This window comes from Candidatus Methylacidithermus pantelleriae (assembly GCF_905250085.1).
Taxonomy (GTDB): Bacteria; Verrucomicrobiota; Verrucomicrobiia; order Methylacidiphilales; family Methylacidiphilaceae; genus Methylacidithermus; species Methylacidithermus pantelleriae.
Genome location: NZ_CAJNOB010000034.1, coordinates 121,276 through 144,006, shown reverse-complemented (window position 1 = coordinate 144,006; position 22,731 = coordinate 121,276). Strand labels below are relative to the sequence as shown.

General features: G+C 55.9%; 22 protein-coding genes. 8 read left to right on the top strand and 14 right to left on the bottom strand.

From position 1 onward, the window contains the following. Positions 1-129: 129 nt before the first annotated feature. The 6 genes from KK925_RS11295 to KK925_RS08045 all read right to left on the bottom strand — a co-directional run bounded on the left by KK925_RS11295 (position 130) and on the right by KK925_RS08045 (position 6,237). Positions 130-252, bottom strand: a complete 123-nt coding sequence (locus tag KK925_RS11295) for a hypothetical protein (RefSeq protein WP_268905641.1) — start codon at positions 250-252, stop codon at positions 130-132. A 537-nt stretch (positions 253-789) separates the two neighbouring features. Continuing rightward, positions 790-1,119, bottom strand: coding sequence for a hypothetical protein (locus KK925_RS08065; RefSeq protein WP_174582264.1), 330 nt, complete (start codon positions 1,117-1,119; stop codon positions 790-792). Between the two features lie 389 nt (positions 1,120-1,508). Beyond that, on the bottom strand, positions 1,509-1,907 hold the full coding sequence (locus KK925_RS08060) for a hypothetical protein (protein ID WP_214096418.1): 399 nt from the start codon (positions 1,905-1,907) through the stop codon (positions 1,509-1,511). 31 nt (positions 1,908-1,938) lie between these two features. Then, positions 1,939-3,204 carry a serine--tRNA ligase gene (gene serS, locus KK925_RS08055; RefSeq protein WP_174582262.1) on the bottom strand — a complete coding sequence of 422 codons (1,266 nt, stop codon included), beginning with the start codon at positions 3,202-3,204 and terminating at the stop codon, positions 1,939-1,941. Next, positions 3,197-5,383 (bottom strand): thioredoxin domain-containing protein, encoded by a 2,187-nt coding sequence (locus tag KK925_RS08050; protein WP_174582261.1) that lies wholly within the window; start codon positions 5,381-5,383, stop codon positions 3,197-3,199. Before KK925_RS08050 ends, serS begins: the two co-directional genes overlap by 8 nt. 164 nt (positions 5,384-5,547) lie before the next feature. Further along, positions 5,548-6,237, bottom strand: coding sequence for a metal-dependent hydrolase (locus tag KK925_RS08045; RefSeq protein WP_174582260.1), 690 nt, complete (start codon positions 6,235-6,237; stop codon positions 5,548-5,550). Positions 6,238-6,369: 132 nt separating this feature from the next. On the opposite strand from KK925_RS08045, the gene KK925_RS08040 reads away from it, so the two are divergent. Beyond that, positions 6,370-7,572: a glycosyltransferase gene (locus tag KK925_RS08040; RefSeq protein WP_174582259.1), complete on the top strand. Its 1,203-nt coding sequence runs from the start codon at positions 6,370-6,372 to the stop codon at positions 7,570-7,572. Here KK925_RS08040 and KK925_RS08035 read toward each other — a convergent pair. Genes KK925_RS08035 through KK925_RS08025 form a run of 3 tightly spaced genes read right to left on the bottom strand, consistent with a single transcriptional unit; the run spans position 7,569 to position 8,768 of the window. Beyond that, the gene (locus KK925_RS08035) at positions 7,569-7,727 is read right to left on the bottom strand and encodes a small basic protein (protein ID WP_174582278.1); all 159 of its coding nucleotides are present in this window, start codon (positions 7,725-7,727) and stop codon (positions 7,569-7,571) included. The genes KK925_RS08040 and KK925_RS08035 overlap by 4 nt on opposite strands. Before the next feature lie 17 nt (positions 7,728-7,744). Then, complete coding sequence (locus KK925_RS08030; protein WP_174582258.1) at positions 7,745-8,494, bottom strand: polymer-forming cytoskeletal protein; 750 nt, start codon at positions 8,492-8,494, stop codon at positions 7,745-7,747. Next, entirely contained in the window at positions 8,478-8,768 is a 291-nt protein-coding gene (locus KK925_RS08025) for a bactofilin family protein (protein WP_174582257.1), read from the bottom strand. Before KK925_RS08025 ends, KK925_RS08030 begins: the two co-directional genes overlap by 17 nt. Before the next feature lie 80 nt (positions 8,769-8,848). Between KK925_RS08025 and KK925_RS08020 the strand changes: the two genes are divergently transcribed. After that, positions 8,849-9,919 (top strand): acyl-CoA synthetase family protein, encoded by a 1,071-nt coding sequence (locus KK925_RS08020; RefSeq protein ID WP_174582256.1) that lies wholly within the window; start codon positions 8,849-8,851, stop codon positions 9,917-9,919. Next, the gene (locus tag KK925_RS08015; protein WP_174582255.1) at positions 9,916-11,076 is read left to right on the top strand and encodes an acyl-CoA reductase; all 1,161 of its coding nucleotides are present in this window, start codon (positions 9,916-9,918) and stop codon (positions 11,074-11,076) included. The genes KK925_RS08020 and KK925_RS08015 overlap by 4 nt, the downstream gene beginning before the upstream one ends. 105 nt (positions 11,077-11,181) lie before the next feature. Here KK925_RS08015 and hisI read toward each other — a convergent pair whose 3' ends face one another. The 4 genes from hisI to KK925_RS07995 all read right to left on the bottom strand — a co-directional run bounded on the left by hisI (position 11,182) and on the right by KK925_RS07995 (position 16,099). After that, positions 11,182-11,604, bottom strand: coding sequence for a phosphoribosyl-AMP cyclohydrolase (gene hisI, locus KK925_RS08010; protein ID WP_214096417.1), 423 nt, complete (start codon positions 11,602-11,604; stop codon positions 11,182-11,184). A 277-nt stretch (positions 11,605-11,881) separates the two neighbouring features. Beyond that, positions 11,882-12,892, bottom strand: a complete 1,011-nt coding sequence (locus KK925_RS08005) for a Ppx/GppA phosphatase family protein (RefSeq protein ID WP_174582254.1) — start codon at positions 12,890-12,892, stop codon at positions 11,882-11,884. A 42-nt stretch (positions 12,893-12,934) separates the two neighbouring features. Further along, complete coding sequence (clpB, locus tag KK925_RS08000; protein WP_174582253.1) at positions 12,935-15,559, bottom strand: ATP-dependent chaperone ClpB; 2,625 nt, start codon at positions 15,557-15,559, stop codon at positions 12,935-12,937. Positions 15,560-15,643: 84 nt separating this feature from the next. Next, positions 15,644-16,099: a DUF423 domain-containing protein gene (locus KK925_RS07995; RefSeq protein WP_214096416.1), complete on the bottom strand. Its 456-nt coding sequence runs from the start codon at positions 16,097-16,099 to the stop codon at positions 15,644-15,646. Positions 16,100-16,199: 100 nt separating this feature from the next. Between KK925_RS07995 and KK925_RS07990 the strand changes: the two genes are divergently transcribed. The 4 genes from KK925_RS07990 (at position 16,200) to KK925_RS11290 (ending at position 18,521) form a co-directional block, all read left to right on the top strand. Beyond that, positions 16,200-17,312, top strand: coding sequence for a carbohydrate kinase family protein (locus KK925_RS07990; RefSeq protein ID WP_174582252.1), 1,113 nt, complete (start codon positions 16,200-16,202; stop codon positions 17,310-17,312). Positions 17,313-17,391: 79 nt separating this feature from the next. After that, entirely contained in the window at positions 17,392-17,652 is a 261-nt protein-coding gene (locus tag KK925_RS07985; RefSeq protein WP_174582251.1) for a hypothetical protein, read from the top strand. Between the two features lie 292 nt (positions 17,653-17,944). Continuing rightward, the gene (locus KK925_RS07980) at positions 17,945-18,178 is read left to right on the top strand and encodes a hypothetical protein (protein WP_174582250.1); all 234 of its coding nucleotides are present in this window, start codon (positions 17,945-17,947) and stop codon (positions 18,176-18,178) included. A 214-nt stretch (positions 18,179-18,392) separates the two neighbouring features. After that, complete coding sequence (locus KK925_RS11290) at positions 18,393-18,521, top strand: hypothetical protein (RefSeq protein ID WP_268905640.1); 129 nt, start codon at positions 18,393-18,395, stop codon at positions 18,519-18,521. 451 nt (positions 18,522-18,972) lie between these two features. On the opposite strand, the gene KK925_RS07975 is transcribed toward KK925_RS11290, so the two are convergent. Beyond that, positions 18,973-19,767: a thymidylate synthase gene (locus KK925_RS07975; RefSeq protein ID WP_174582249.1), complete on the bottom strand. Its 795-nt coding sequence runs from the start codon at positions 19,765-19,767 to the stop codon at positions 18,973-18,975. A gap of 304 nt (positions 19,768-20,071) precedes the next feature. On the opposite strand from KK925_RS07975, the gene mutS reads away from it, so the two are divergent. Next, positions 20,072-22,639 (top strand): DNA mismatch repair protein MutS, encoded by a 2,568-nt coding sequence (gene mutS, locus KK925_RS07970; protein ID WP_174582248.1) that lies wholly within the window; start codon positions 20,072-20,074, stop codon positions 22,637-22,639. The last annotated feature ends 92 nt before the right edge of the window (positions 22,640-22,731 follow it).

The following is a 22,731-nucleotide window of genomic DNA, read 5'->3' as shown; positions in this document are numbered from 1 at the left end:
ATCCAAACGTTTGACCGCAAGGAGCCGGTGTGTCACCCACGAAAAGGCGTCCGTGTTACGGACGTTCGGCAAACACTGGCCAGCCCTTTATCGCTCCTGCACGAAGTGGTAGCTCAAAAGCGCCGATTCCTACCGCTTCCGGCCGAGTTTCGGCCTTTTGGTTGGCACCTCCACCATCTGGATGGCAGCAAGCGCCTGGAAAATCCCCTCCTGGGCGTAGGCAAAAGCGCACGCACTCAGAGGAGCTGGCATTGACTTTGGCTCCCCATTCCCTCGGAAGCCCTAACCGCAAGCATCACGACCCCCCGTCCGGGGATAGCCTGGGTCGGCAGGACGACGGGTTGCCGGCAGTCTCCTCCGCCAACCCCGAGCACAGACAACGGGCTACTTAGGCTCCGTTTGCCAATTGCCCTTCCAGTCCGCATGGTCGGTGGATCTCCTTTCTTCGAACGAAAATTTTTTCCGAGACAAAAGGACGCTAACTCAAACAGGGACGCACCCGCTCGCGACTCCTCTTCAGCCAGGACGAGCTCAAAGTAGCTCGGTCGGGAGGATGACTAGCGGCCTGCCTTTTCCAAGCAAACCGTTCGACCCCGCCATCTTTTGCTGGGAGTTTGCGGATCGATCACCCTTTCCGCTCTCTGGATCCCACTCCTTAGCTTCCTCAAATCCACTCGGGCCACCGAGGCAAAAAAGATCGATTGGGCTCGTTAAGGAAAAACACAAGCCCGGATCTAGCAAAAAACTCCGCTCCACCCGTCTGGAAAGCGCCACATAGCTCTTTTGCTATCAGCATCCAACCTCTTTTGCTGTGAAACCGGAAAGCTTACTCAAATAAATGGCACGCAAGTGCCTTCTTAAGCACAGTTCCGCACAGATCTTTTTCCCGTAACGCCTAACATACAAGCAAACGAGCTTCCCACGTAGATCGCGCACAATATCCTCAGTCCTCTCATTGAGATCCACCACCACGATCGAGTGAGTCTCCACGGCCCATGCCGCTTCCCAGTACTCGAAGCCCAACCGCATCAACCGATCCCCTGCTCGACCAGGACTGAGGCCAAGCTTTGGATCACAGAGTAGCCGAATAAGCCCTCTTGCGCTGGCCGTTCCTCCCAACCCAACCTCCTTGGACCGCCTTGACCATCCGCAAACTCTTTCCTTGAGAGCCAACCGGAAGAACCCAAGCCAATTGTCAATCTATTGCTTCATCACCGCTTGCAGACCCGTGCGTCCGAGGACCCCATCCGGTGGGTGCTACCTCCGCATCCCCGATTACCGTCCCCTCCGAGACACCCCCTCTGCGCCAAAAGCCAAACACCCCCTCCCCCATCAACCCAACCGTCTCGGAGGTGGTAGCAAACACCCGACCGCTCGGTAGCCCACACAGCCAGCTTCATCCGGATGGAATCCACAGCCTCAGGTGGATTTCAAGCTCTTGGCACCCCTCCGGCCCTATACTTCTCGCTTTCTCCTTCATCCCATGGGCCCTTCATGGGGCGTTTTCATCAAATCGGAAAGTGACCAATGGCCACAAGCCCAGCAATAATACAGGCCAAGGGCAGAGCATAAAAAAGGAACCGAGGCAACCAGCTTTTTTCCACCGGCGCAGACCGCACGGACCGGAAAAGAATGTGAGCTAGAATCACCCCCAAAAGCATAACCGTAGCATGGAGGTGACTTTTCACTGCTCCTTGTGCCAATAGGATCACCCCAATCAATGCTTGGAGGTCATAAAGCCCAAGAAACACTATTGCCAAAATGCGATCCCATTGCGCGGGAGATCTCTGCGACCACCAGCCCAATAGGGTGGCACACAAACCTGCCAAAACGGCAGCCAGCACACCAAACCGAAGATAGGAATGAGCAAGGAGAAGGGTGCTGATCACAGTTCTCCCAAGATCCAAGGCGCCTCTTTGACGTCAAGCTTTTCCTTGCCTAGCCGATCCGTTCCCTTCCCATCCTCGCCCGCAGGATCTCCGGAACCTCGACCGATCCATCCTCTTTTTGGTACTGCTCCAAGATGGCCAAGCCTGTTCGAAACGTAATTCCGGTGCAATTAAGACTCCACGGAATCGCACTTTTAGTCGAGGAAGCCGTAAATCGAATCCCCAGGGAACGAGTCTGGAAGTCCGCGGCATTCCCATTGGAAGAAATTTCAATAAATTTCCCCTGGCCCGGGAAAAACGCTTCAATATCCACCTGGCGGCAATGTTTCTTGGGAAGTTCCGCTGTGCACAGTTCCATCACCCGATAATGCAGACCCAGACCCTGATAGATCTTTTCCTCAATCCGGAGGAGTTCTTCAAACATCGATCCCGCCTGTTCGGCGGTACAAATGACTACCATTTCCACCTTTTCAAATTGATGCGTTCGGACGATCCCTTTTTGATCCTTTCCGTGACTTCCCGCCTCCTTTCGAAAACAGCTCGTCGAGGCCGTCACACGAATCGGTAACTCCTCCTCCCGAAGTTTTTTGCCAGCAAAAAACGCCATAAGCGACGGCTCGGCGGAACCAACCAGGTAAGCGGACCGGCCCTCATCGATCCGGACCTCATACTGCTGTCCTTCAAAGTCAGGAAGGTGTCCGGTCCCTCGAAGAATCTCCGCATTAAGGAGAAGCGGTGGATAAAACAGTTCAAATCCCTCAGCTACGATTTGCTCCAACGCATAATCCAGGAGAGCTTTCTGGAGAAGGGCTACCGAGCCACGTAGGTAGTACCCCCGCGTTCCAAAAGCCCGCACCCCCTCTTCGGGGCAAATTTCCCTGCCGTAAAGAGGTAACTCGTAATACGGCCGCGGGGAAGACCAACGGATTGTCTCGGGACGAAATTCGCGAAGGAGACGGTTCTCTTCGCTGGACCGACCGATCGGAACGCACGGGAGCGAAAGGACCGGGATCTGGGGCAAAAGTAGGTCCATCCTCTTCCGGTATTCCTCGACCACTCTCTGGAGTTCTTCGATCCGAAGGGATAACCGTTTGGACTCTTCCAGATAACTCTGTTTTTTTTCCGGAGGGACCTCAAGAAACGCCCGGGCTCGACGATTTTTCTCTGCGAGGCATTTCTCGCACTCGGCCAGATGGCTTCGCCATTGGTTGTAAGAGCTTACGAACTCATCCACCACCGAAGGATCCATCCCCCGGTTTTCCATCTCTTCTCGATACCGGGTTGCATGAAAGACGACGTGGCGTGGATCAACCATAAGCGGGCGCGACCTCCTCTGGAGTTCTTGGTGCAAGCTCCTTAAGGGTTGCCTCAAAAATCCGTGGATCGCGGATGGGAACCTGGCAGGCTCCCTTTTGACAGATATATACGGACGGCCCTGGATCGTCCTTCGGGAGCCACTGAAGTTCGTTCGCAACCCTGTCTCTTACTTCCCTCAGCGTCCCAGTTGGCCGGCTGACCAAGACTTTTTCCACAAAAGGAAGGAATCGCTCAAAAAGAGCCTTCTTTAATTCCCGTGCCCGGTCATCCCAATGGCTTGCCACTAAAACCAGCTGAGTAGGGGGGGCTTCTAGCCGCGGAAGGACACCGGCAAACCATGGAAGTGCTTCCGGAAAGCGTTGGAGGATCTTTCCTTCGGCACGTACCAAGGCCTCCGCCCGGTCCCAGTACGTTTTCTCCCCAGTCCAGCTGGACAGGCGCACAAGATTGGATAAGGCTATCGATTGAGGTGCCGGCTCCGCGCCATCATATCGCTCTTTGAGCCGCAACCAAAGAGAAGGATCTTCCTCTGCCGCAAAATAACCGCCTTCTCCATCGTCCCAAAACCGGCGGTCCATGGAGTGTTGCACGCGGCAGGCGCGTTCAAGCCACTCTTCCCGCCCGGTAGCCTCGAAGAGTTCTAAAAACCCGCTGACCACACAGGCATAATCGAGCGCAAACCCCCCAATATCGGAAACGCCATTGCGGTAGATCCGAAACAAGCGCTCATTGAGGGGATCCCAGAATTGAGACCAGAGAAACTCCCCACACCTTTCGGCACATTCCACAAAAACGGCCTCCTCCAGGGCGGTCCCCACCCTTGCCAAGGCCGAGATCATCAACCCGTTCCAGCCTGCCACAATCTTGTCATCGACCCAAGGTTTGGGGCGCCTCTCGCGTGCTTCCCATAATTGCCTTCTGGCCAGTTGGAGCAACTGGGATGCTTCTTCTCTCGAAAGACCCAGTTCCTGGGCCACCTCCTCCAGCATAGCGGCCTGCCACAAGACATTTTTACGCCGAAGCTCCCCGTGCGCATCCACCTCCTGCGGAATGTTCCCCTCCGGGGAAAGGCCGTAAAACCGGTGGACCAGTTCCCGGAGAGGCTCCTCGAGCACGCTGTCTAGCTCTTCCAGTGTCCACAGGTAAAAGGCTCCCTCTTTCGGTTCTCCTCCGGATTGGGGATCGGGGCTATCGGCAGCCAAGGAAGAATAGAAAGCTCCCTCGCGAGAAGCGAGCTCCCGCAGTGCAAACTCGAGGGTCTCTCGAGCCACTTCCGCCCACTCTCTTGCACCGGTCCATTGAAACCCTTCCAGGTAAACCAGGGCCAGCTGCGCCTGATCGTAGAGCATTTTTTCAAAGTGCGGTACCTTCCACGCTCCATCCACGGCGTATCGGTGAAAACCTCCTCCCAAATGGTCCCGAATCCCTCCCCGTCCCATCCCCTCGAGGGTTTTACAAGCCATGCCCAGGGCCTCTCCGGCCCGGGGATCCACCGGTCGTCTCCAGGCAGCATAGCGGAAAAGAAAGAAAAGAATCGAAGGCCGCGGAAATTTTGGAGCTCCGCCAAAACCACCGTGAACCGGATCAAAATCTTGGCGAAACGCTTGGAAAACGTTTTCCACAATTTCTGCGGGCAAGCTCCCTACCGCTTCCTCTCCCCCGGAATCGCCCCGCAAATGCAAAAGTTCTTTAAGACGTTGAACCGCTTGCTCGCCATGCTCTCTCAAACGCTCGGGCTGGTTTTCCCAAAGCCAAGCGATTCGCTCCAGCACCCTCCCAAACCCAGGGCGGCCCCACCGGTCGTCCTTGGGAAAATAGGTGCCTCCATAGAAAGGTTTTCGATCCGGCGTTAGCCAAACCGAAAGGGGCCACCCTCCCTGGCCTGTCGTGGCCTGAACAAAGGCCATGTATAACTCGTCAAGGTCCGGTCGCTCTTCTCGATCCACTTTGACCGGAACAAACCGCTCATTGAGCAACTGGGCAATCTGAGAATCCTCAAACGACTCCTTGGCCATCACGTGACACCAGTGACAACTGGCATATCCGATGGAAAGAAAAATGGGCTTGTTTTCCTCCCTGGCCTTGCGCAGCGCTTCCTCTCCCCATGGGTACCAATCCACCGGATTGTTTGCGTGCTGGCGCAGATAGAGGCTCTTCTGCTCAGCGAGACGGTTCATAGGCCTGGACCTTCTTTCACGGGACCTTAGCGCTTTGGGTTACCGTGCCATCCTTCTCGAGGAAAAGCCTCTTTTCCGGTCCTGGTCCCGCTTTTCTCCGAAAAAGACGCGTGTCCTGGAGGCAGCAAGGATCCACGGTTTCCAAAACCGTTCCCCCGCTACCTTTACAATCTAATGCTTTCTCCGATGGGTACCAACTGGAGCTCGATTCCCGCCGCGGCAAACGTGTTGCGGGCCTTTTCGTGGTCAATCCGAATGGCCTCAAACGTGTCGTAGTGAACACCAACGACCCGCCGGCTCCGCAAAAACCTGGCGGCATGGACGGCTTCCTCAATGTCCATAGTAAACGTTCCCCCAATGGGCAAAATCGACGTCTCTGGGGAGTAGAGTTCTCCCAAAAGCCCCATTTCGCTCGTAAGAGAAGTATCTCCGCTGTAGTAGAGAGTCTTTTTTTCCAGCATAAGGACAAAACCCCCGGGGTTTCCGCCGTAACTGCCATCGGGTAAGCTCGACGAATGGGCTGCGGGAACAAAGCGAGCCTCCCCTCCCACAAACCGCAGAACTCCCCCGAAATTCATGGGATAAGTACGCTTGACTCCCTGGCGCTCCAACCATTGCGCCACCTCGAAGTTTGCCACCACCTGAGCTTGGGATAAACCCGCAATCCAGGAGGTGTCTTCCACATGATCCCTATGCCCGTGAGAGACCAGAATGTAATGGGGCCGAAGCGCAAGCGGGTCTACCTTGCCCGCGGCCAAAGGATTGGAACGAATAAAGGGATCAAATAAAAGAATGGTCTCTCCCGCCTCGATCGAAAAACAAGCATGACCGTAATAGCGAAGGTAGATTTCCATGACTCTTCCCTCCCTTGGTTTTTAAGAAATGGCCAGCACCTGGAACAATCCGTCAAAAACTTCCCTCCCATGGGATCCAGTTGGCCTGGGCCCTTCGTGGATTAGGAATATACTTGGAAGAAAGAAAGCGTAATGATCCTAGTCGATGTCACAGCAGCTACCCGCTCGCTCAAACACACCGGTGTGGAACGCTGGATCCGCTATTTTTACCACCATTTTTCGGCCCGTTACCAGGTAATCCCACTGGTATGGGATCCTCTTTGGCGGCTCTACGCAAGGCTTTCTCCGAGGGAAAAATTTTTGCTTTCTTCCCCCTTGCTTCCCCAAGGGCAACAAGGACAAGAACCGGTCGGACTTTCCTTTTTCTTCGGCCGACTAGCTCAACACTGGGATCATGCTTACCGTCGCGTCGGACGCGAGATCTTTTCCCAAAACGGGGTCTATCTCTTTACACTGGAAAATGTGATGGACACGCGTTCCCAGTTTCTCCAGGCGTGGATCACGCGAGGAACTCGTTGGATTGCCGTCCTCCACGATCTTATCCCCTTGCACACCGGACAAGCCCGCTCTCATTCCCTCTCTTATTTTGTTTCCTTTTTGCAACAACTCCCCAAAGCGTACGCCGTGATTTGCCCCTCGCAGGCCGTCCGAACGGAATATCTTCAGTGGTGTGAGGCTTCCGGAATCCCATTGACCACCCAAACTCTGGTTTTTCCCTGGCCACCCAGTCTCCCAGTCGATCGACCCCATGTGTTGCCCAACTATGGAAGTCGTCGTGTCCTTTGTGTCTCAAGCTTCAACGAGCGCAAGAATCACCGGACGCTCTTGCACGCCTGCGAGATCCTCTGGAAAAAGGGTTGTTCCTTTCAGCTGGTTCTCGTGGGACGGATTGGCAAGGGATTCGAATCCACCGTCGAGGAACTCCGCCAGCACTGCCGAAGGGAGGGCTGGCCAGTCCTTTGGTTCCACCACGTGGACGACGAGACTCTGGTGCGACTGTACGGGGAAGCCAGTTTCACTGTCTTCCCCTCCCTAGACGAGGGTTTTGGTTTTCCTATTCTGGAGAGCACCTGGTTAGGCCGCCCGTGTATCTGTAGCCGTGAGGGGGCCAGTGGGGAACTGGCAGCCGCGGGAGGGTGCCTCGTAACCGACGTCCATTCTCCCGAAAAACTCTCCTCGGCGATGGAAGAACTCCTCACGTCTCCTGCGACTTACCAGCGGCTTTTCGAAGAGTGCAAAAGGCGACCCTTTCCCAGCTGGGATAGTTGGATCCAAACCTTTGCCCACGAGCTCGGACTTCCCGTAAGCGAGCTCCATCCGGAAAGCAAACCCTAGGCTAGAGGAAGAGTTTTCGGAAGCCCGAAAACTCGATCCCCTTCCTTCCAGCGCCCCTGACGCTTAAGAAGCCTAATGCGTTCAAACCGTTTCAGTACATTACGCTTGGCCGCAAGGCTTTTGGCGGCCCGTTTCAGACTCGGATGCTGGGACATAGGAAAAGGCTTCGCTTTTACAGCTGACATTCCTCGGTCTTTCTGTCAAGGATGGAAAAATCCTCCTTCTGTTCCATTTCTGGCAAAAGGGTTGTCCTGGCATGGAAACCGCCGCCAGAACTGACCTGGAGCGATCCAGCCTTCACCTCGCTAGCCTCCAGAATACCCCTCTTTCCCACTTCGATCTCCTGGGCCATCACCTTCCCTTCCACCCAAAGAAGCCCCTCCACTCGGAGGCACCGACACAAAACCCCGCGAACCGAACTGTCTGCCCCCGCGGCGACCCGGACCATTGGGGCCCGGATCGTGCCCCGCACTCTCCCCTCTTCCCGGATTTCCACAAGTTCTAGCCCGTGGACCGTCGTCCGGAGCTCGCCTCCAATAAGAACCCTTCTCCCCACGACTTCTGGGCCAATGTAAAGAGAACCCTTGGCAAAAAACACATCTCCTTGCGTGTAAATCCGTTTTCCAAATCGCCCGCGGATAAGATAGCTCCCCACATCAAGATGTCGCCCGCAGAATCCACAAGTGGTTGAAAGGGCGTCTTCATAGACCTTTTGTTCCGATCCGCAGTACAGGCACCGAATCGCTCGGGTAGGCTTGGGTCGAGCTGTAGCTTTGGGACGACCTCCCACTTCCAAAGCAATGTACTTGCGGCAGCTCCGGCAAAGGGTTGAAATGGCACCCGCAGCTTCCCACTGAGCTGCCCCGCAATAGGGGCACCGAAGCAGCCGCTTTGCTTTTCCTTTTCTAAAAAGGAAACCCATGAGCCTTAATCCACCGGAAAATTCCCTTGTTTTCTCGCCGCGGCCCGACGTGAACCTCTCCCCGGACCCATGCTCCAGGTGCCACAGTTAAAGCCCCCGCCACGATGTCCCCCGTCACCCGAGCTCCGCTTTGGATCTGGAGGTTCCCCTTCACCCACAGTCGCCCCTGGAAAGAGGTTTGCAACACCAGATCCTCCGCGCACCCGAGTTCTCCCTCAAACCGTGCGGCCAAGCTGAGACAACTTTCTTTTGCGCTTTTTCCCACAACTGGCACAAACTCACTTTCCTTTTTCTGTATAGTGTAATTTGGCAAAAACGGAAAAACCAAAACTCTACAAACCGGCTTCCTTCTGGATGAACGTGCGAAACGCATCCCTCACGGCTCTCGACTTTACCCGGGCAGCGCAAAGACAACGCTGGATCCAACTTCTTTCCCAACTTTCTTGGGAAGAGAAAGATTGGGATCGGCTCGCGCTGGCGCTTTTCCAATACCACGCCCACCACTGTCCCCCGTACCGCCGCCTGGTCTCGCTCCTTGGGACCCAACCCGTCTCGTGGCGGGACATTCCGGCGCTCCCCCAGGCGATTTTTAAAGAAACCCCTGTTTTCTGCGGAGACCCATCCGCAGCTAAGGTCATGTTTGAAACCAGTGGCACCACTCGCGGCTCCCCTGGAATTCACCGGATGCGTTCCATCGATCTTTATCGGTGGTCCGCGCAGGAAGGAGCCAAGCGGGCAGGACTCCCCTATGCTACAGCTGAGCTTCATTTTTTAACCCCCTCACCCCGGAAAGCTCCCCATTCTTCCCTGGTTCGAATGTTCTCCTTTTGGGGGTCCCGAAGATACTTTTGGATCGATCACGGCACCCTCCAAGTCGGTGCCTTTCGAAAGGCGTTGGACCAGGCCTGTGCTCGCACTCGGCCAGTGGGAATCTGCGGACCTGCCTTGGCTTTCGTGTTTCTTCTGGAAAATTGGCCCCGAGGTTGGAACCCCAATCTTTCACCCGGTAGCTTTCTTTTGCAGACTGGCGGGTTGAAAGGCCGAAGGACAACCCTTTCCAAAGAGATTTTGTACGGGGAACTTGCCCGCGCCTTTGGCCTGCCCGACGATAACATTTGGGATGAGTACGGAATGACCGAACTCAGTAGCCAAGCCTACGCCCGCGGGCTTCGGGAATCCCACCGGACACCCCCATGGGCAAGGGTGCTCGTTATCGATCCAGCCAGCGGAAAGGAAGTGCCCGTCGGCCATCGGGGTTGGGTTCGCTGGTTCGATCTGGCCAACGTGGATTCGGTCCTGGCCGTCGATACCGAGGATGAAGCCATTCGCACGCAGGAGGGGTTTCGCCTTCTCGGGCGCCATCCCGAAGCTAGGATCATGCGAGGATGTTCTCTCCTCGTCGACGAGCTCCGGTCGTCCCTATGACTACCGCGGAACGAATCGAGCTTCTGGGGCCTTTCTGCCGCCAGTTTCCCGAGCTAGGACTGCGGGGTAGAAGGGATCTTCAATACTGGCTTTCCTTTGAACTCGGCAACTGGCAAGCCCTGGATCAATGGGTCCCCTTGGGCAAGGGATTGGAGGCAAAAGCCCTCTCCCCCCGCACGATTTACCATGTGCTTGCCGGAAATCTCGCGATCAGCGGATGGCAAAGCCTCCTGGGGGGATTGCTTCTGGGTTCGCTCAACCGTGCAAAAATTCCGCGCGCTCAAGAGGAAGCGTTCCAACGGTTTTTCTCTCTCCTCCCATCCCGGCTCCAGCCGTTTCTCGCCTTTGATAGGGAACTGGATTGGCAAGCCCTGCGCTCAGCAGAGGCCGTCATTGCTTTTGGTACCCAGGAGACGATCCAAAAGGTGAGAGAAAACCTCGAACCTGCTCAGACCTTTGTGGCCTACGGCCCCAGGGCTAGTCTTATCTGGCTAGGCAAAGTCCACGACCTTCCAGAAGAACTGATCGATCGGTGCGCTTATGACATTGCCCTCTACGGGCAGCTTGGTTGTCTTTCCCCTCAAAGCATCCTCGTCCTGCCCCAGAGTCACCTCACGGCATTTTGCCATCGGCTTGCCGAGGCACTCCGACGCTGGTCCACGAAGCTACCCTGCCCACCCCCGGATCCGGTGGCGACTCGGCAAATCCAGGAAGCCAGAACGATCGCCCATGCCATGGGGTGGCCGGTGTGGACGCCGGGAGAAAGTCTCCAGTGGACGGTCATCCTTCGAAGTTCTCGTGAGTTTTCCCCTAGCTTCGGGTACCGGCTGATCTATGTGGACGTTGTTCCCTTAGAATCGCTGGAAGATTGGTTACGCCCCCTGGCCGGAAGTCTTTCTACGGTAGCTAGCCCATCTCCTCTGGATCCAGGACTTCAAACGCTCTTTGTTCAATACGGTGCGTGGAGATTCTGTGCCGTGGGGAAAAGTCAGTGCCCCTTTCCCTGGGCATACCATGACGGGCGTCCCCGCTTGGCAGGGCTGGTTCGATGGATCCTCCAAGAGCCGTTTGTCGGTCGGAAGCAGCGCCCGAAGCCGCCTCGAAGGGTTTTTCACGAGAAGGGGGTTCGTCGGGCTCGGTCGGTCCACCAAACGTAACCGCAAAGGGTAAAAACGTTTTTTCGTGCAACGTCTGGTACTGCGAAGCTCCCAAAACCCGGGACCCTTTCCTGGCGAGGTTCCCTCCAGATTACCCTACCATCGTCACACATGCTCCAGCCAGAATTCCTCCTCTCCGACCACTCTCCGGTAAAAACAACTGGATCGTCCTGTGTGGCAGAGATCCTCTTCCTTCCGAGGGATGACTTTGACAAGTAACGCATCCTGGTCGCAGTCCACTAAAACCTCTACCACGTCCAGGTAGCAACCGGACGTCTCTCCCTTGACCCATAACGCTTGGCGAGAACGGCTAAAAAAAGTTGCCCGTCTTGTCCGCAGGGTCCTCTCTAAGGCTTCCCGGTTCATGTAGGCAACCATAAGGACCCTCCCCGTTCGCGCATCGACGGTTACACACGGGAGAAGGCTAGACCGATCAAACCGAGGCCAAAAGAGGGTCCCCTCTTCGATTTCCTTCGCCGAGGGCAGTTCTTTGCCTTTCGATCCGTTGGACAAGATGCCTCCTTCCACAGGTTTTTTCTTTCCCAGAGGGACTTCTCCACACCACGTGACACAAGTCCTAGGGTTTCTGGACGCAAATCATCACCCCATGTTCCTTGCAAGTCTTTTCCCTTTCCATCCTTTGGCCTTCTCCCAATAAGGTCGATTCCGTTTGTCCCCTCTCCTTTAAGAAGCGTTTTTGGAGAGAAAAAACCAAAAAGAGCCATCCCTCTCCAGCAGCACACCCCGTTGTTTTGCGCCCATCATCCCTCACCAGCCCCGCCGGCGCTCGGTGCCCCGCTGTCTTTCACGAGCCCTTTTCCACCTTCCACAGGACAACCGGTCGAGCACCTTGCCCTAGCCACCGAGCCAACGCTCCATACCGTAACCCGCGCCCGCTAATCCAAACGCCCTTCCCTCCGGCTAACTCCAATGTCACGGAGAGGATGCACAAACCTGGAATGAGAAGATCGGCCCGTTCCTTTTCTATGGAAGTTTCCTGCAGGAGATTTTCCCAGCTAAGCTCTTGGAGCTTACCCAGGGTTTCCTCCAGTGTCTCCCGCGGGATCCAGACCTTCCCACCGCAGCGAAGTCGCAGAGCTACTTCCTTTTCCCGGAAGGAAGCCGCAGCCGTGACCGCTCCCCCAGTCGCTACAAGGACCTGGGCCCGCCTCGCAAAGTCAGCCGTCGCCTTTGCCACCCGCTCGTACAAAAATGCCTTAAGGTTGCGTACGACCTCCGGACCCACCGGGAAATCCTTAAGGAAAGCTTCCCGCAGCCGGACGCTTCCAAGAGGCAGGGAGGCGGCGGCCCACAACTCTCCTCCTGCCCCTTCCATCCACTCGCAACTTCCTCCTCCCACGTCCACTACCTCAAGCGCTAACTGCGTCCATTGCGGATCCGTCGCTACCCCTTGAAGAATTAGGCTCGCCTCTTGCCATCCCGACAGCACCACCGGCCGGATTCCAAGAAGTTCCTCTACTTGAGAAAGAAATTCTTCTCGATTGTGAGCATCCCGAACGGCGCTCGTCGCCAAGATCCATCGTTGTCCAATCCCCTTTTGCTCCTGGCTACGCAGGCTCTCCAGAGCTCGCAAGCCTCGTTGGACAGCGTCTGAACCCAGTTCCCCTTTTTTCTCCAACCCTTCTGCCAGCCGGCAGGCAAGACTTCGATCGGCAAAAATCCAGATCCGATCTGCACCTTCCCGAAACGCCTGAACGAGTTTAAAGGAATTACTTCCCAGCTCATACACCGCACAAGGTTCAAGCTCCTGGGGCAGCGCAGGCAAAGCTTCTTGTGGCAGATCCCCAAGCCTCATAAACAACCGCCCTCTTTTTTACTCCACTCCCCCCTTAGCCAGCTACGATGGGGATGGCGAAGAAGACGCTTTTGGGAGAACCTCAAAAACGAAATTCCCCTCCTGAAAGTCGATGCAAACCCGGCTTCCCTCTAAGATCTCACCCGCGACAATCTTTTTTGCCAAGGGGGTTTCCAACTCCTTCTGAAGCACGCGTCGTAGGGGTCGCGCCCCATACACGGGACTATACCCGCGCTGAGCAAGTTCCTTCCGAGCCGCCGGAGTTAATTCCAATTCGATGGAACGGTTCGCCAAGCGTTGACGCAATGCCTGCAACTGAAGCTCAACAATTTTTTCTAGTTCCTCCAAGGTAAGCGGCTTAAAGAGCACAATCTCATCAATCCGATTCAGAAATTCCGGCCGAAAGTGCGCGCGCAATTCCCCCAGCACAGTTTCTCGCACTCCCGGAGGGATGTCTCGGGCCCCGGGAGGAAGCTCCATTAAGTGAACGCTCCCAATATTCGAAGTCATAATCACAATGGTATTTCGAAAATCCACCGTCCGCCCTTGACCATCCGTTAGCCGACCATCATCCAACACCTGAAGAAGAACATTGAATACCTCAGGATGTGCCTTTTCGACTTCATCAAAAAGAACGACACTATAGGGTCTTCTGCGAACCGCTTCCGTGAGTTGCCCGCCCTCTTCGTAACCGACATATCCTGGAGGCGCTCCAATGAGCCGTGCAACAGTATGCTTTTCCATATATTCGCTCATGTCGATGCGAATCATGTTATTTTCACTATCGAAGAGCGCCTCAGCGAGCGCTCGGGCCGTTTCTGTCTTGCCCACCCCGGTTGGTCCCAAAAAAAGAAACGAGCCGATGGGCCGCTTGGGGTCTTTGAGCCCCGCTCGAGCACGGAGGACCGCATTGGCGACACTAGAAACGGCTTCCTCCTGCCCAACCACCCGCTGGTGAAGGAGATCTTCTAACTTTAAGAGCTTCTCCCGCTCGCTTTCCAAAAGACGAGCCACCGGAATTCCTGTCCACCGGGAAACGACCTCCGCAATTTCATCTGCGGTGACCTCTTCCTGGATCAATCGCTTTGCTGCACCCTGGACCTGCTTTTCGAAGTCGGCAATTTGCCGCTGGAGCATCGGGATCTTGCCATAGCGTAGTTCGGCCACCCGGTTGAGATCATACGCTCTTTGAGCCTGCTCAAGTTCGTGTTCTGCGCGCTGCAACTCTTGCCGTAACTCCTGTAACGTCGCCAAACTTTGCTTTTCTTTCTCCCACTGCGCCTTAAGGGCATCCCGCTCCGCGTGAAGTTCCGCCAGCTCCTTTTCCAATTCTTCCAAACGTTTCCGAGAAGCTTCGTCCTTTTCTTTCCGTAAGGCTTCTCGCTCGATTTCTAACTGCAACACACGCCGTTCCAAAGTCTCCAGCTCCTCCGGCATACTCTCCATTTCCGTTTTGAGCTTGGCTGCCGCTTCATCCACCAGATCAATCGCTTTGTCCGGCAAAAAGCGATCACTGATGTAACGATGCGAGAGAACCGCAGCTGCTACGAGCGCGCTATCCTGGATCCGGACCCCGTGGTGAAGCTCGTATCGCTGCCTGAGTCCCCGGAGAATCGAGATCGTATCCTCCACCGAGGGTTCCGTCACATGAATCGGCTGGAAACGCCGCTCCAAAGCCGCATCCTTTTCAATGTAACGCCGGTATTCGTCCACCGTCGTCGCTCCAATGCAATGAAGCTCCCCACGGGCCAGCATCGGTTTGAGCATGTTACTTGCATCCATGGCCCCTTCCGCGCGGCCTGCCCCCACAACGGTATGCAACTCGTCAATGAAAAGAATGATCTGGCCAGAAGCCGCAGCGATTTCTTGAAGAACCGCCTTGAGTCGTTCCTCAAACTCGCCCCGGTACTTGGCTCCCGCAATGAGCGCACCTAGATCTAGGGCAATGATGCGCTTGTTTTTCAGGCTTTCTGGCACATCTCCCCGGACGATCCGCTGCGCCAGTCCTTCCACAATGGCGGTTTTACCCACCCCCGGATCCCCAATCAGAACCGGGTTATTCTTCGTGCGGCGACACAAAACTTGAATCACCCTCCGAATCTCACCATCCCGGCCGATCACGGGATCCAACTTGCCCTGTTCCGCCAGCCGGGTGAGATCTCTGCCATACTTTTCCAAAGCTTCATAGGTTGCTTCAGGATTCGGACTGGTCACCCGCTGGTGCCCCCGGATCTGTGTGAGCGCTTGCAGCACCCGTTCACGAGAAAGGCCGAAACGCCGGAACAAACGGTGCGCGATCGTTCCCGGCGAATCGTCCAGCATCGGTAAAAAGAGATGTTCTACGCTGACATACTCGTCGTTCAGAGCCCGAGCTTCCTCCTGCGCCCGACCGAGGAGCTGGTTGAGCCGCTGCGTTACGTAGGTAGCCACATTGGCACTCCCATGAACCCGGGGGAGTCTCTCAAGCTCTGTTCGAAGCTCGCTGGTAAACTCCCGAGAAGAAACGCCAGCCCGATCGAGTAACCGGGGAATAAGTCCTTGCTCCTGTTCCAGTAGGGCCTGCAAAAGATGCTCTACATCCACTGAGGTATGACCGTAGCGAGCAGCAATCGTTTGAGCATCAGCAACCGCCGCCTGAGCCTTTTCGGTAAATCGGGTGATGTCCATTGCCACTACCCCTTAGCAAGCTAGCCAAAACCTGTCAAACTTGCCAAGGGTTCCCCCGGGCACCCGAAGGGCTTCGATTCGCGATTAGTCTTTGGGTTTCCTTGACCACAGCGCCTGCCAAGCCAGAGAGATCCAAGAGAGCAAAAGAATCGTCCCTCCGACAGGCGTGAGTTTGAGGATAGCCGGAGAAAATCCCAGGACATAGAGGTAGAGGCTGCCACTGAAGAAAAGAAGCCCTAGAGCCAAACCCGCAAACCCAACGGCATACCTCTGAAAGCGGGACGCAAGAGCTAGGAGGACTGCCGAATGAACCATCTGGTACTGGACCGCTTTCTCCCACATGACATGGAGCTCTGGGGCTACCCGTAACCCATGAGCTCCATACGCACCCAAAGCAACAGCGCCAAAACCCAAAAGAGCGGCTAGACAAGTAGGAAAATCACTCCATTGCTTGCTTTCGTTCATCGTAAACGGACCACTACCGCTGGATGGAGCGATCGTAAGCGTCCATTTCCCAGCCCGTTGAAGCCGACCCGGCATCTGCGCACAACGATCCTCCCGGCGGTTTGCCTAAACGGCCTCATCCTGGTGTCCTCCACCAGCTTGTCAAGAAAGAGAATTCTTGCTATAAGCGCCCACGGTGACCGATTCCCGCCTCGCACGCCAGACAGCTGAACGGTTGATTGGGTCACGAGCCCAACTTCTCAAATGCCCCTGCTTGGTGGGTTTCGATGGGTTTGTGGAACACACCTATCGTGTTGTCCAGGAGCGGCAAGGGCCGACGAAGTGGGCTCCCTATCGTAGCTTGGAAGATTTCCTTTCGAAACTGCGGGGGGGAGCCTCAACCCTCTGGCTAGAAATCGTCCACGAAACCACCCGAATGGCAGGGGACGGACCGCAGACAGCCTTTGGGTTGAGCACCCTCGGAGCCCCTGTCCACTACGTAGGGATGTGCGGCAGCGAGTCGCTACACCCCGTGTTTTCGGAGCTGGGCAAACGGGCTACAGTCCATCCGCTTTTGGACCCTGCACCGGTCCACGTTCTCGAGTTTGACGATCAAAGAGTCTCGCTGGCGCAGGAGGGAAATCTTGGAGAGTTTACCTGGGAGATAATCAAGAAAAGATTGGGAGAAGCGAACTTTAAGAAGCTTTGGAATGAGGCTCACCTGGTGGCCATGCTGAACTGGTCGCGGCTCCCCCACCTCTCCCAGATCTGGAAGAAGATCCTCTCGGAAATCGCTACCCGTTCCGACGCCCGGAAACCGGTTCTCATTGACCTGGGAGATCCTTCGGCCCGCGCCGAGCCCGATCTTCTGGGAGCCCTCAAGATTCTGGAGGAGTTTCAGGAGAGGTATGACATCTTTTTGCTGTTAAACGAACCGGAAGCCTTTCACGTAGCGAAGGTGTTCCGGCTTAAAAAACCTGCGGCCACCCCTCAAGGCATCGCCTCCTTAGCAAGCCTTCTTCGCGAAAAGCTTGGGCTTCATACGGTGGTCATCCATCCCACCCGTTTCTGCGCCGGCGCGGACCCCCAAGAACCTCAAGGTGTGTGGATTGAGGGCCCGTACACGGCGAAACCGAAGGTACAGAGTGGCGCTGGAGCTCACTTCAATGCGGGTTTTGCCACAGCACGCCTTCTTGGCTTGAGCCTAGCCCATTCCCTGCAGCTGGCAGCGGCCTGCTCTGGGTTTTACGTCCGGCATGCTACCAGTCCCAATCGCGAGCAGTTGGTTCGATTCCTTCAGACGCTCTGATCTTGCCCGACTGCGGCCCTCCCTCGGAACGGTCGGACCCACCACCCCAGAGGCCCGTGCTTTTGGTTTGGGAGGCCGCATGGCAGCTCGTAAGATCGGTATGACCCTAGAAGTGATCGGCCTTCTTCCCAAGTGGGCTTGTTTGGGGAAGAGGGATTGGCAAGCGGAGCGGACAAGCCACTTCTCTGTGCTCGGGTCGAAGGACATGACCGCCGGGAACTACTCCTGCCAAGCTACGGTATCCACCGGCGCGAGCCTATTGGCTTTGTGGTTACGGCTGCCGGACGGATGGGGGCGCCCGAGCCAATACCTCGTTTGGGAAAGCGTGAGCTTCGCCTAGGAACGGGAGGCGATCCTCTAGGCCCTCTCCTTTTAGCTGGATGATGACCGCGCCCATGAAGGCTGGAAGACTCACCCGCAACTGGGAGGGATTTGCGCTTGCGCTACCGCTTCGTGCGGGACCAAAAGGGTGGCCAGTGGTTGCCGAGCGTCGAGGGGAGGACCCATTTCCTTAGTAACACGGCGCCTTGCCAGAGCACTCAACATCGAGAGGAACGGGGATTATCTCGCCTTGGCAGAAGAGGATCACTTCAGTAATCTCGCAGGAATCCGCGGAATTCGACTCAATCTCCATGGCAAAGAGCGAGGGGCAGGCGAAAGCAACTTTTGCTCATCCGCGGAACAAGATCGCCCGGGCCTTGTGCTCCATTAGCCAAGGGGCTTGTGATCGAACACGATGGGATCTTCGCAAGAGGAAGCTCAAACTTGGAGTCGGTGGATCCCGTTCGGGCTCGCTCTCTTCCTTCGCCCATGCTAACGCGGTCGCGATGGCGAAGTCGGCTTTTTTCCTGCCAGAGTCGAGCTGACCAAAGTCGACCCGGGCCTCCAGGTGTGTGATCGGCCGCCGTCAACCACGCGCGTCGTCAAGGCGAAAGTTTTTAGGAGGGGGGGCTTTCTCCCCTCGGCCGGAAAGGATGGAGTGTCGGCGAGCGGCCCTCCGTACCAGAGGCAGCCGTGCCTACTTGCAAGGGCGCGTATGTCACCTTTTGCCCCACCCCCAAGCAACCGGAGCAAACTCGAATGGTCGTTTCTATGGCCGGGATCCGGGGAAGACGGAAAGCGGCGCATGCGGCACATGTCCGGTCGGGAGGCGATCAACTTGCCTCCCGCGCCTCTGTCCCGGAAACGGCGGGACTGGACGCCACCTAGGCTTTGCCGGTGAAACCCCGGCACGCAAATGGTCGCTAGCCCTGTTCGACCGGCGTCTCGGAGCATCCTCCCTGGTAGGGGAAAAGTTGTGTATCGTTTTATGGTTTTCGGAACGGTTTTTCTCGGGCACAAACGCGAATGGATGGATTTTTTTTAAGAAGCCGATGGAAACCGGGTTGGCCTTCTTTTGAGCCCTTTGACTCTTTTTCCCTAGAGAGTTTGTCTCTTCCGGATGAGACCCTTCCCATGGGGCTTCTGGATTTTAGGTTCCATGATGACCCGAATTGGGGTTGATTAGGCATCCCGGCACCCTCAACAACCGGTAAGAGACGTGTTGGAGTTGCCCTAGGAACCGTGGCAGGCCAAAAACGGTTGTCGAAAAACGAGCTTTCCAGAACCCGGGGAACCGGACTCACCGCCATCCCGCCGAACCACCAAGAGGGGAAACGGTTTACACGGCAACGGGAGCGGGAATCGGGGGATGAGGGTCATAGCCGACCAGCCGAAAGTGTTCAAAACGTACCTCTTCCAGCTCACGGACGTCGGGAGAAATTTCCAGCCTTGGTAACGGGCGAGGCTTTCGGGAAAGCAAAATCCGAGCGGGTTCTATGTGGTTCAAATAGAGATGGTAGTCGCCGAGCGTGTACACAAGCTCTCCTGGTACAAACCCGCCGATATGAGCCAGAAGATGGGTAAGAAGAGCGTAAGAAGCGATATTGAAAGGAACCCCAAGAAAAAAATCGGCACTCCGCTGGTAGACCTGAAGGGACAGCTCCCCGTCAAGCACACAGACCTGGAAAAGGACATGGCATGGGGGAAGAGCCATAAGATGCAGCTCCGCTGGATTCCACGCCGTCACCAACAGACGCCGGCTGTAGGGGTCAGTCCGGATTCCATGTACCAGCTCTGCGATCTGATCGACCACCTGCCCATCGGGGCCCCTCCATCGGCGCCACTGCGCACCATAGATTCTGCCAAGACTCCCCTCCGGATCGGCCCATTCATCCCAAATGGTTACCCCGTGCTGGTGAAGATAACCAATGTGGGTATCTCCTCGAAGAAACCACAAAAGCTCGTGCACCACGGACTTCCAATGGATTCGCTTGGTTGTTAGAAGCGGAAAGCCCTCCCGCAACCGGAAACGGAATTGTTCTCCAAAAAGGGCATAGGTGCCAACCCCGGTGCGATCAGGTTTCCGCTTCCCCTGCGTTAAGAGTCGTTCCAAAGCCCGGCAATAGATCTCCATGGAGGATTATCAGGTTCATTGGAAAAGATTTTTCTTTCGATGCAAGGAGAAAGCTTTCTCCAGAAAAAAGTTGGCAGACGAGCACCGCCCTTCTCTTCCCCTGCCAGGAACGGTTGCAGCCAGGACAAAACCCTAAATGGAGAGAGCCCACTGTCCTTCGTGCGTCGTTTCCTGATTTTCTAGGCAGCCCAAGGAAAAGCTAAAAAAAAAATTTTTGCGGCAAAAAGGCACCTCCCTCCCCGTAGGGGGAGCGTTGGCGATAGACAAAACGCCTCCGGGAGCGATAAAAAGGAATTGGGTCTCTATGGTCGAATCGTCCTCTTCTGCCAGTCTTACCCCGATGCTGCAACAGTACCAGGAACTCAAAGCGAAACTTTCAGCCGATTGTCTCCTTTTTTTCCAGCTTGGGGACTTTTTTGAACTTTTTTATGAGGACGCTACCGAAGCGTCGCGGCTTTTGGGGCTCACGCTGACCAGCCGACAGGGAGTACCGATGTGCGGACTGCCCTGTCAGAATGCCCTTCATTACATCGGACGACTCGTGCAGCAGGGGAAACGCGTAGCCATATGCGAGCAGGCGGAACCGGCCCGGCCGGGACAGCTTGTGCGGCGCATGATCACCCGAGTTTGGAGTCCTGGAAGCTATTGGGAGGAAGAGGGATCGAGCGTGGTCGAGAATCGTTTTTGCGCTGCCCTGTGGGGAGAAGGCGATCTTTGGGGGCTTGCCTATGCAGACCTGGGAACGGGAGAATTTTTTGTCACCCAGGAACGGGGAGAAGAGACCAAAGGGATTCTTTTTTCTCTGCGGCCCCGCGAGGTACTTCTTTCGCACGGCGCGAAGGCGGAAGTTCTGGCCGAGTGGCTCGGAGAAAAAGAGGAAAACATCTTTCCTTGTGAGCCACCCAGCCACTATGTGGAAAGCGCCCGTACGCTTTTGGTCTTTCGGTCACCGGAACGGTTTGATCAAAACCTGGCCCAAGAGCGGCTGGCTGGACGATGGGGAAGGGAAATTCTTGAGAGCTTCCGATTACGAAACGCTACCGCCGCCTTGCGCGCAGCCGGGGCTCTCTTGGAGTATCTTGAGGAGGAACTTCACCAGAAACTTCCGTCCTTGGCGCGCCCTCGCTGGCTGTGCTGCCCTGACTGGATGGTTTTAGATACGGCGGCACAACGAACCCTCGAGCTATGGGAAAGTTCTTCCGGGGATCGTCGTTTCACGCTGGTAGCGGCGATCGATCGAACGGTAACCCCTGGCGGGGGAAGGCTTTTACGACGCTGGCTTGCGCATCCTTTACGAAACCGCAAGGCAATTGAAAAACGCCACGAAACCATTGCTGGTTTTTTGTCCCATCCCGAACGGCGGGAGGAACTCCGAAAGGTCCTTGCGACGCTGGGAGACCCCCAGCGGCAGTTAACACGAATTCTTCATGGGATGGCCAGTGCCCGGGATCTTTTGGCTCTCAAGGAATCCCTTCGATCCTTTGGGCCCGTTCGAGAGTATCTGCAAGGGTTTTCGGTCGCGCGGATCTCGGAACTACGCGAAACGATCCTGCCTCAAGCGGAGCTGGTGGAGCTACTGGAACAAACGCTTGATCCAGAAAGCGCCTCCCGCGGGTCTTCGGAAGGGGTGATACGGGAAGGAAGGGATGCGGAGCTGGACCGGTTCCGGAAGACGGTTCAGGAAGGAAAAAACTGGATGGCAAAGTTCCTTCGAGAAGAACAGGAAAAGACCGCCATCCGATCGCTGAAAATTGGGTACAGCGAGGTTCTCGGTTACTATCTGGAAGTTACCAAGCCCAATCTTTCGCTTGTACCGCCCTATTACGAGCGCAAGCAAACCCTAGCCCACGTAGAGCGCTACACCACTCGGGAACTAAGACAGGTCGAATGGGAGATTTTGGAAGCGCAGCAAAAGGCCAGGGAACGGGAGAAATCCATTTTAGAAGAACTCTGCCAGGCTATTCTTCAGAGAGGAGAAGCCATTCATAAGACTGCCGAAGCGCTGGCGGAATTGGATGTTCTTTTGGGATGGGCGGTACTAGCTACCGAACGAAAGTATGTCCGTCCGGAGTTTGTCGAGGAGCCTTGTATCGAGATCGAACAGGGGAGGCACCCTGTCCTTGAGCAGGTTTTGGGTATGGCGCGATTTGTTCCCAATGACACGTTCTTAAATCGCCAGCGTCGTTTCATTCTCCTTACCGGACCCAACATGGCCGGCAAAAGCACGTATTTGCGGCAGGTCGCTCTCATTTGTCTTTTGGCTCAAATCGGTTGCTTTGTGCCTGCTGGCCGCGCGCGCCTCGGGTTACTGGACCGCATTTTTACTCGCGTAGGAGCTTCCGATGAGCTGGCTCGGGGAAGGAGCACTTTTTTCGTAGAAATGTCAGAGGTCAGCCAGATCCTTGCGGAAGCCACACAACGAAGCCTGGTTCTTCTGGACGAGGTGGGGCGCGGCACAGATACCTACGACGGCCTGGCCATTGCCTGGGCGGTTGCCGAACATCTCTACGACCGGATTGGATGCCTCACGCTTTTTGCGACCCATTACCACGAACTTGTCGCTTTATCCCATGAACGGCCCGGAATCGAAACCTGGCAGATGAGCGTCGAAGAGGGGCCAGAAGGGATTCGCTTTCTTCATACGGTTCGCCCGGGCGAATCGGATCGAAGCTATGGAATTTTTGTCGCCAAGCTGGCTGGGCTGCCAGCTGCGGTATTGGCTCGTGCCCAAGCTCTTCTCGAGCAGTGGCAGCGAGGGTCCCAGCGGATACGGAAAAAAATGGCGCCTCCGGGAAGGCGACTTGTAACGAAAAACCACCAAGAAGACCTGGAACTTTTTTCCCATCCGGGCCGCGGCGGTATGTTTGCATAGCGATTGGGTTTTTTTCCAGACCGGAAAGGTTTCTCTTATTCCAACCCTTGAGAAATTCTTTTCCTTTGAGGGCCAAAGCGCCCTTTTTGGGA

Excerpts from the sequence above, each read along its gene's own strand:
- KK925_RS11295 (WP_268905641.1), bottom strand. The coding sequence starts at position 252 with ATGCCAGCTCCTCTGAGTGCGTGCGCTTTTGCCTACGCCCAGGAGGGG.
- serS (WP_174582262.1), bottom strand. The coding sequence starts at position 3,204 with ATGGTTGATCCACGCCACGTCGTCTTTCATGCAACCCGGTATCGAGAA.
- KK925_RS08050 (WP_174582261.1), bottom strand. The coding sequence starts at position 5,383 with ATGAACCGTCTCGCTGAGCAGAAGAGCCTCTATCTGCGCCAGCACGCA.
- KK925_RS08045 (WP_174582260.1), bottom strand. The coding sequence starts at position 6,237 with ATGGAAATCTACCTTCGCTATTACGGTCATGCTTGTTTTTCGATCGAG.
- KK925_RS08040 (WP_174582259.1), top strand. The coding sequence starts at position 6,370 with ATGATCCTAGTCGATGTCACAGCAGCTACCCGCTCGCTCAAACACACC.
- KK925_RS08035 (WP_174582278.1), bottom strand. The coding sequence starts at position 7,727 with ATGTCCCAGCATCCGAGTCTGAAACGGGCCGCCAAAAGCCTTGCGGCC.
- KK925_RS08030 (WP_174582258.1), bottom strand. The coding sequence starts at position 8,494 with ATGGGTTTCCTTTTTAGAAAAGGAAAAGCAAAGCGGCTGCTTCGGTGC.
- KK925_RS08020 (WP_174582256.1), top strand. The coding sequence starts at position 8,849 with ATGAACGTGCGAAACGCATCCCTCACGGCTCTCGACTTTACCCGGGCA.
- KK925_RS08015 (WP_174582255.1), top strand. The coding sequence starts at position 9,916 with ATGACTACCGCGGAACGAATCGAGCTTCTGGGGCCTTTCTGCCGCCAG.
- KK925_RS08005 (WP_174582254.1), bottom strand. The coding sequence starts at position 12,892 with ATGAGGCTTGGGGATCTGCCACAAGAAGCTTTGCCTGCGCTGCCCCAG.
- clpB (WP_174582253.1), bottom strand. The coding sequence starts at position 15,559 with ATGGACATCACCCGATTTACCGAAAAGGCTCAGGCGGCGGTTGCTGAT.
- KK925_RS07995 (WP_214096416.1), bottom strand. The coding sequence starts at position 16,099 with ATGCCGGGTCGGCTTCAACGGGCTGGGAAATGGACGCTTACGATCGCT.
- KK925_RS07985 (WP_174582251.1), top strand. The coding sequence starts at position 17,392 with ATGGCAGCTCGTAAGATCGGTATGACCCTAGAAGTGATCGGCCTTCTT.
- KK925_RS07980 (WP_174582250.1), top strand. The coding sequence starts at position 17,945 with ATGGCAAAGAGCGAGGGGCAGGCGAAAGCAACTTTTGCTCATCCGCGG.
- KK925_RS11290 (WP_268905640.1), top strand. The coding sequence starts at position 18,393 with ATGGTCGTTTCTATGGCCGGGATCCGGGGAAGACGGAAAGCGGCGCAT.
- KK925_RS07975 (WP_174582249.1), bottom strand. The coding sequence starts at position 19,767 with ATGGAGATCTATTGCCGGGCTTTGGAACGACTCTTAACGCAGGGGAAG.
- mutS (WP_174582248.1), top strand. The coding sequence starts at position 20,072 with ATGGTCGAATCGTCCTCTTCTGCCAGTCTTACCCCGATGCTGCAACAG.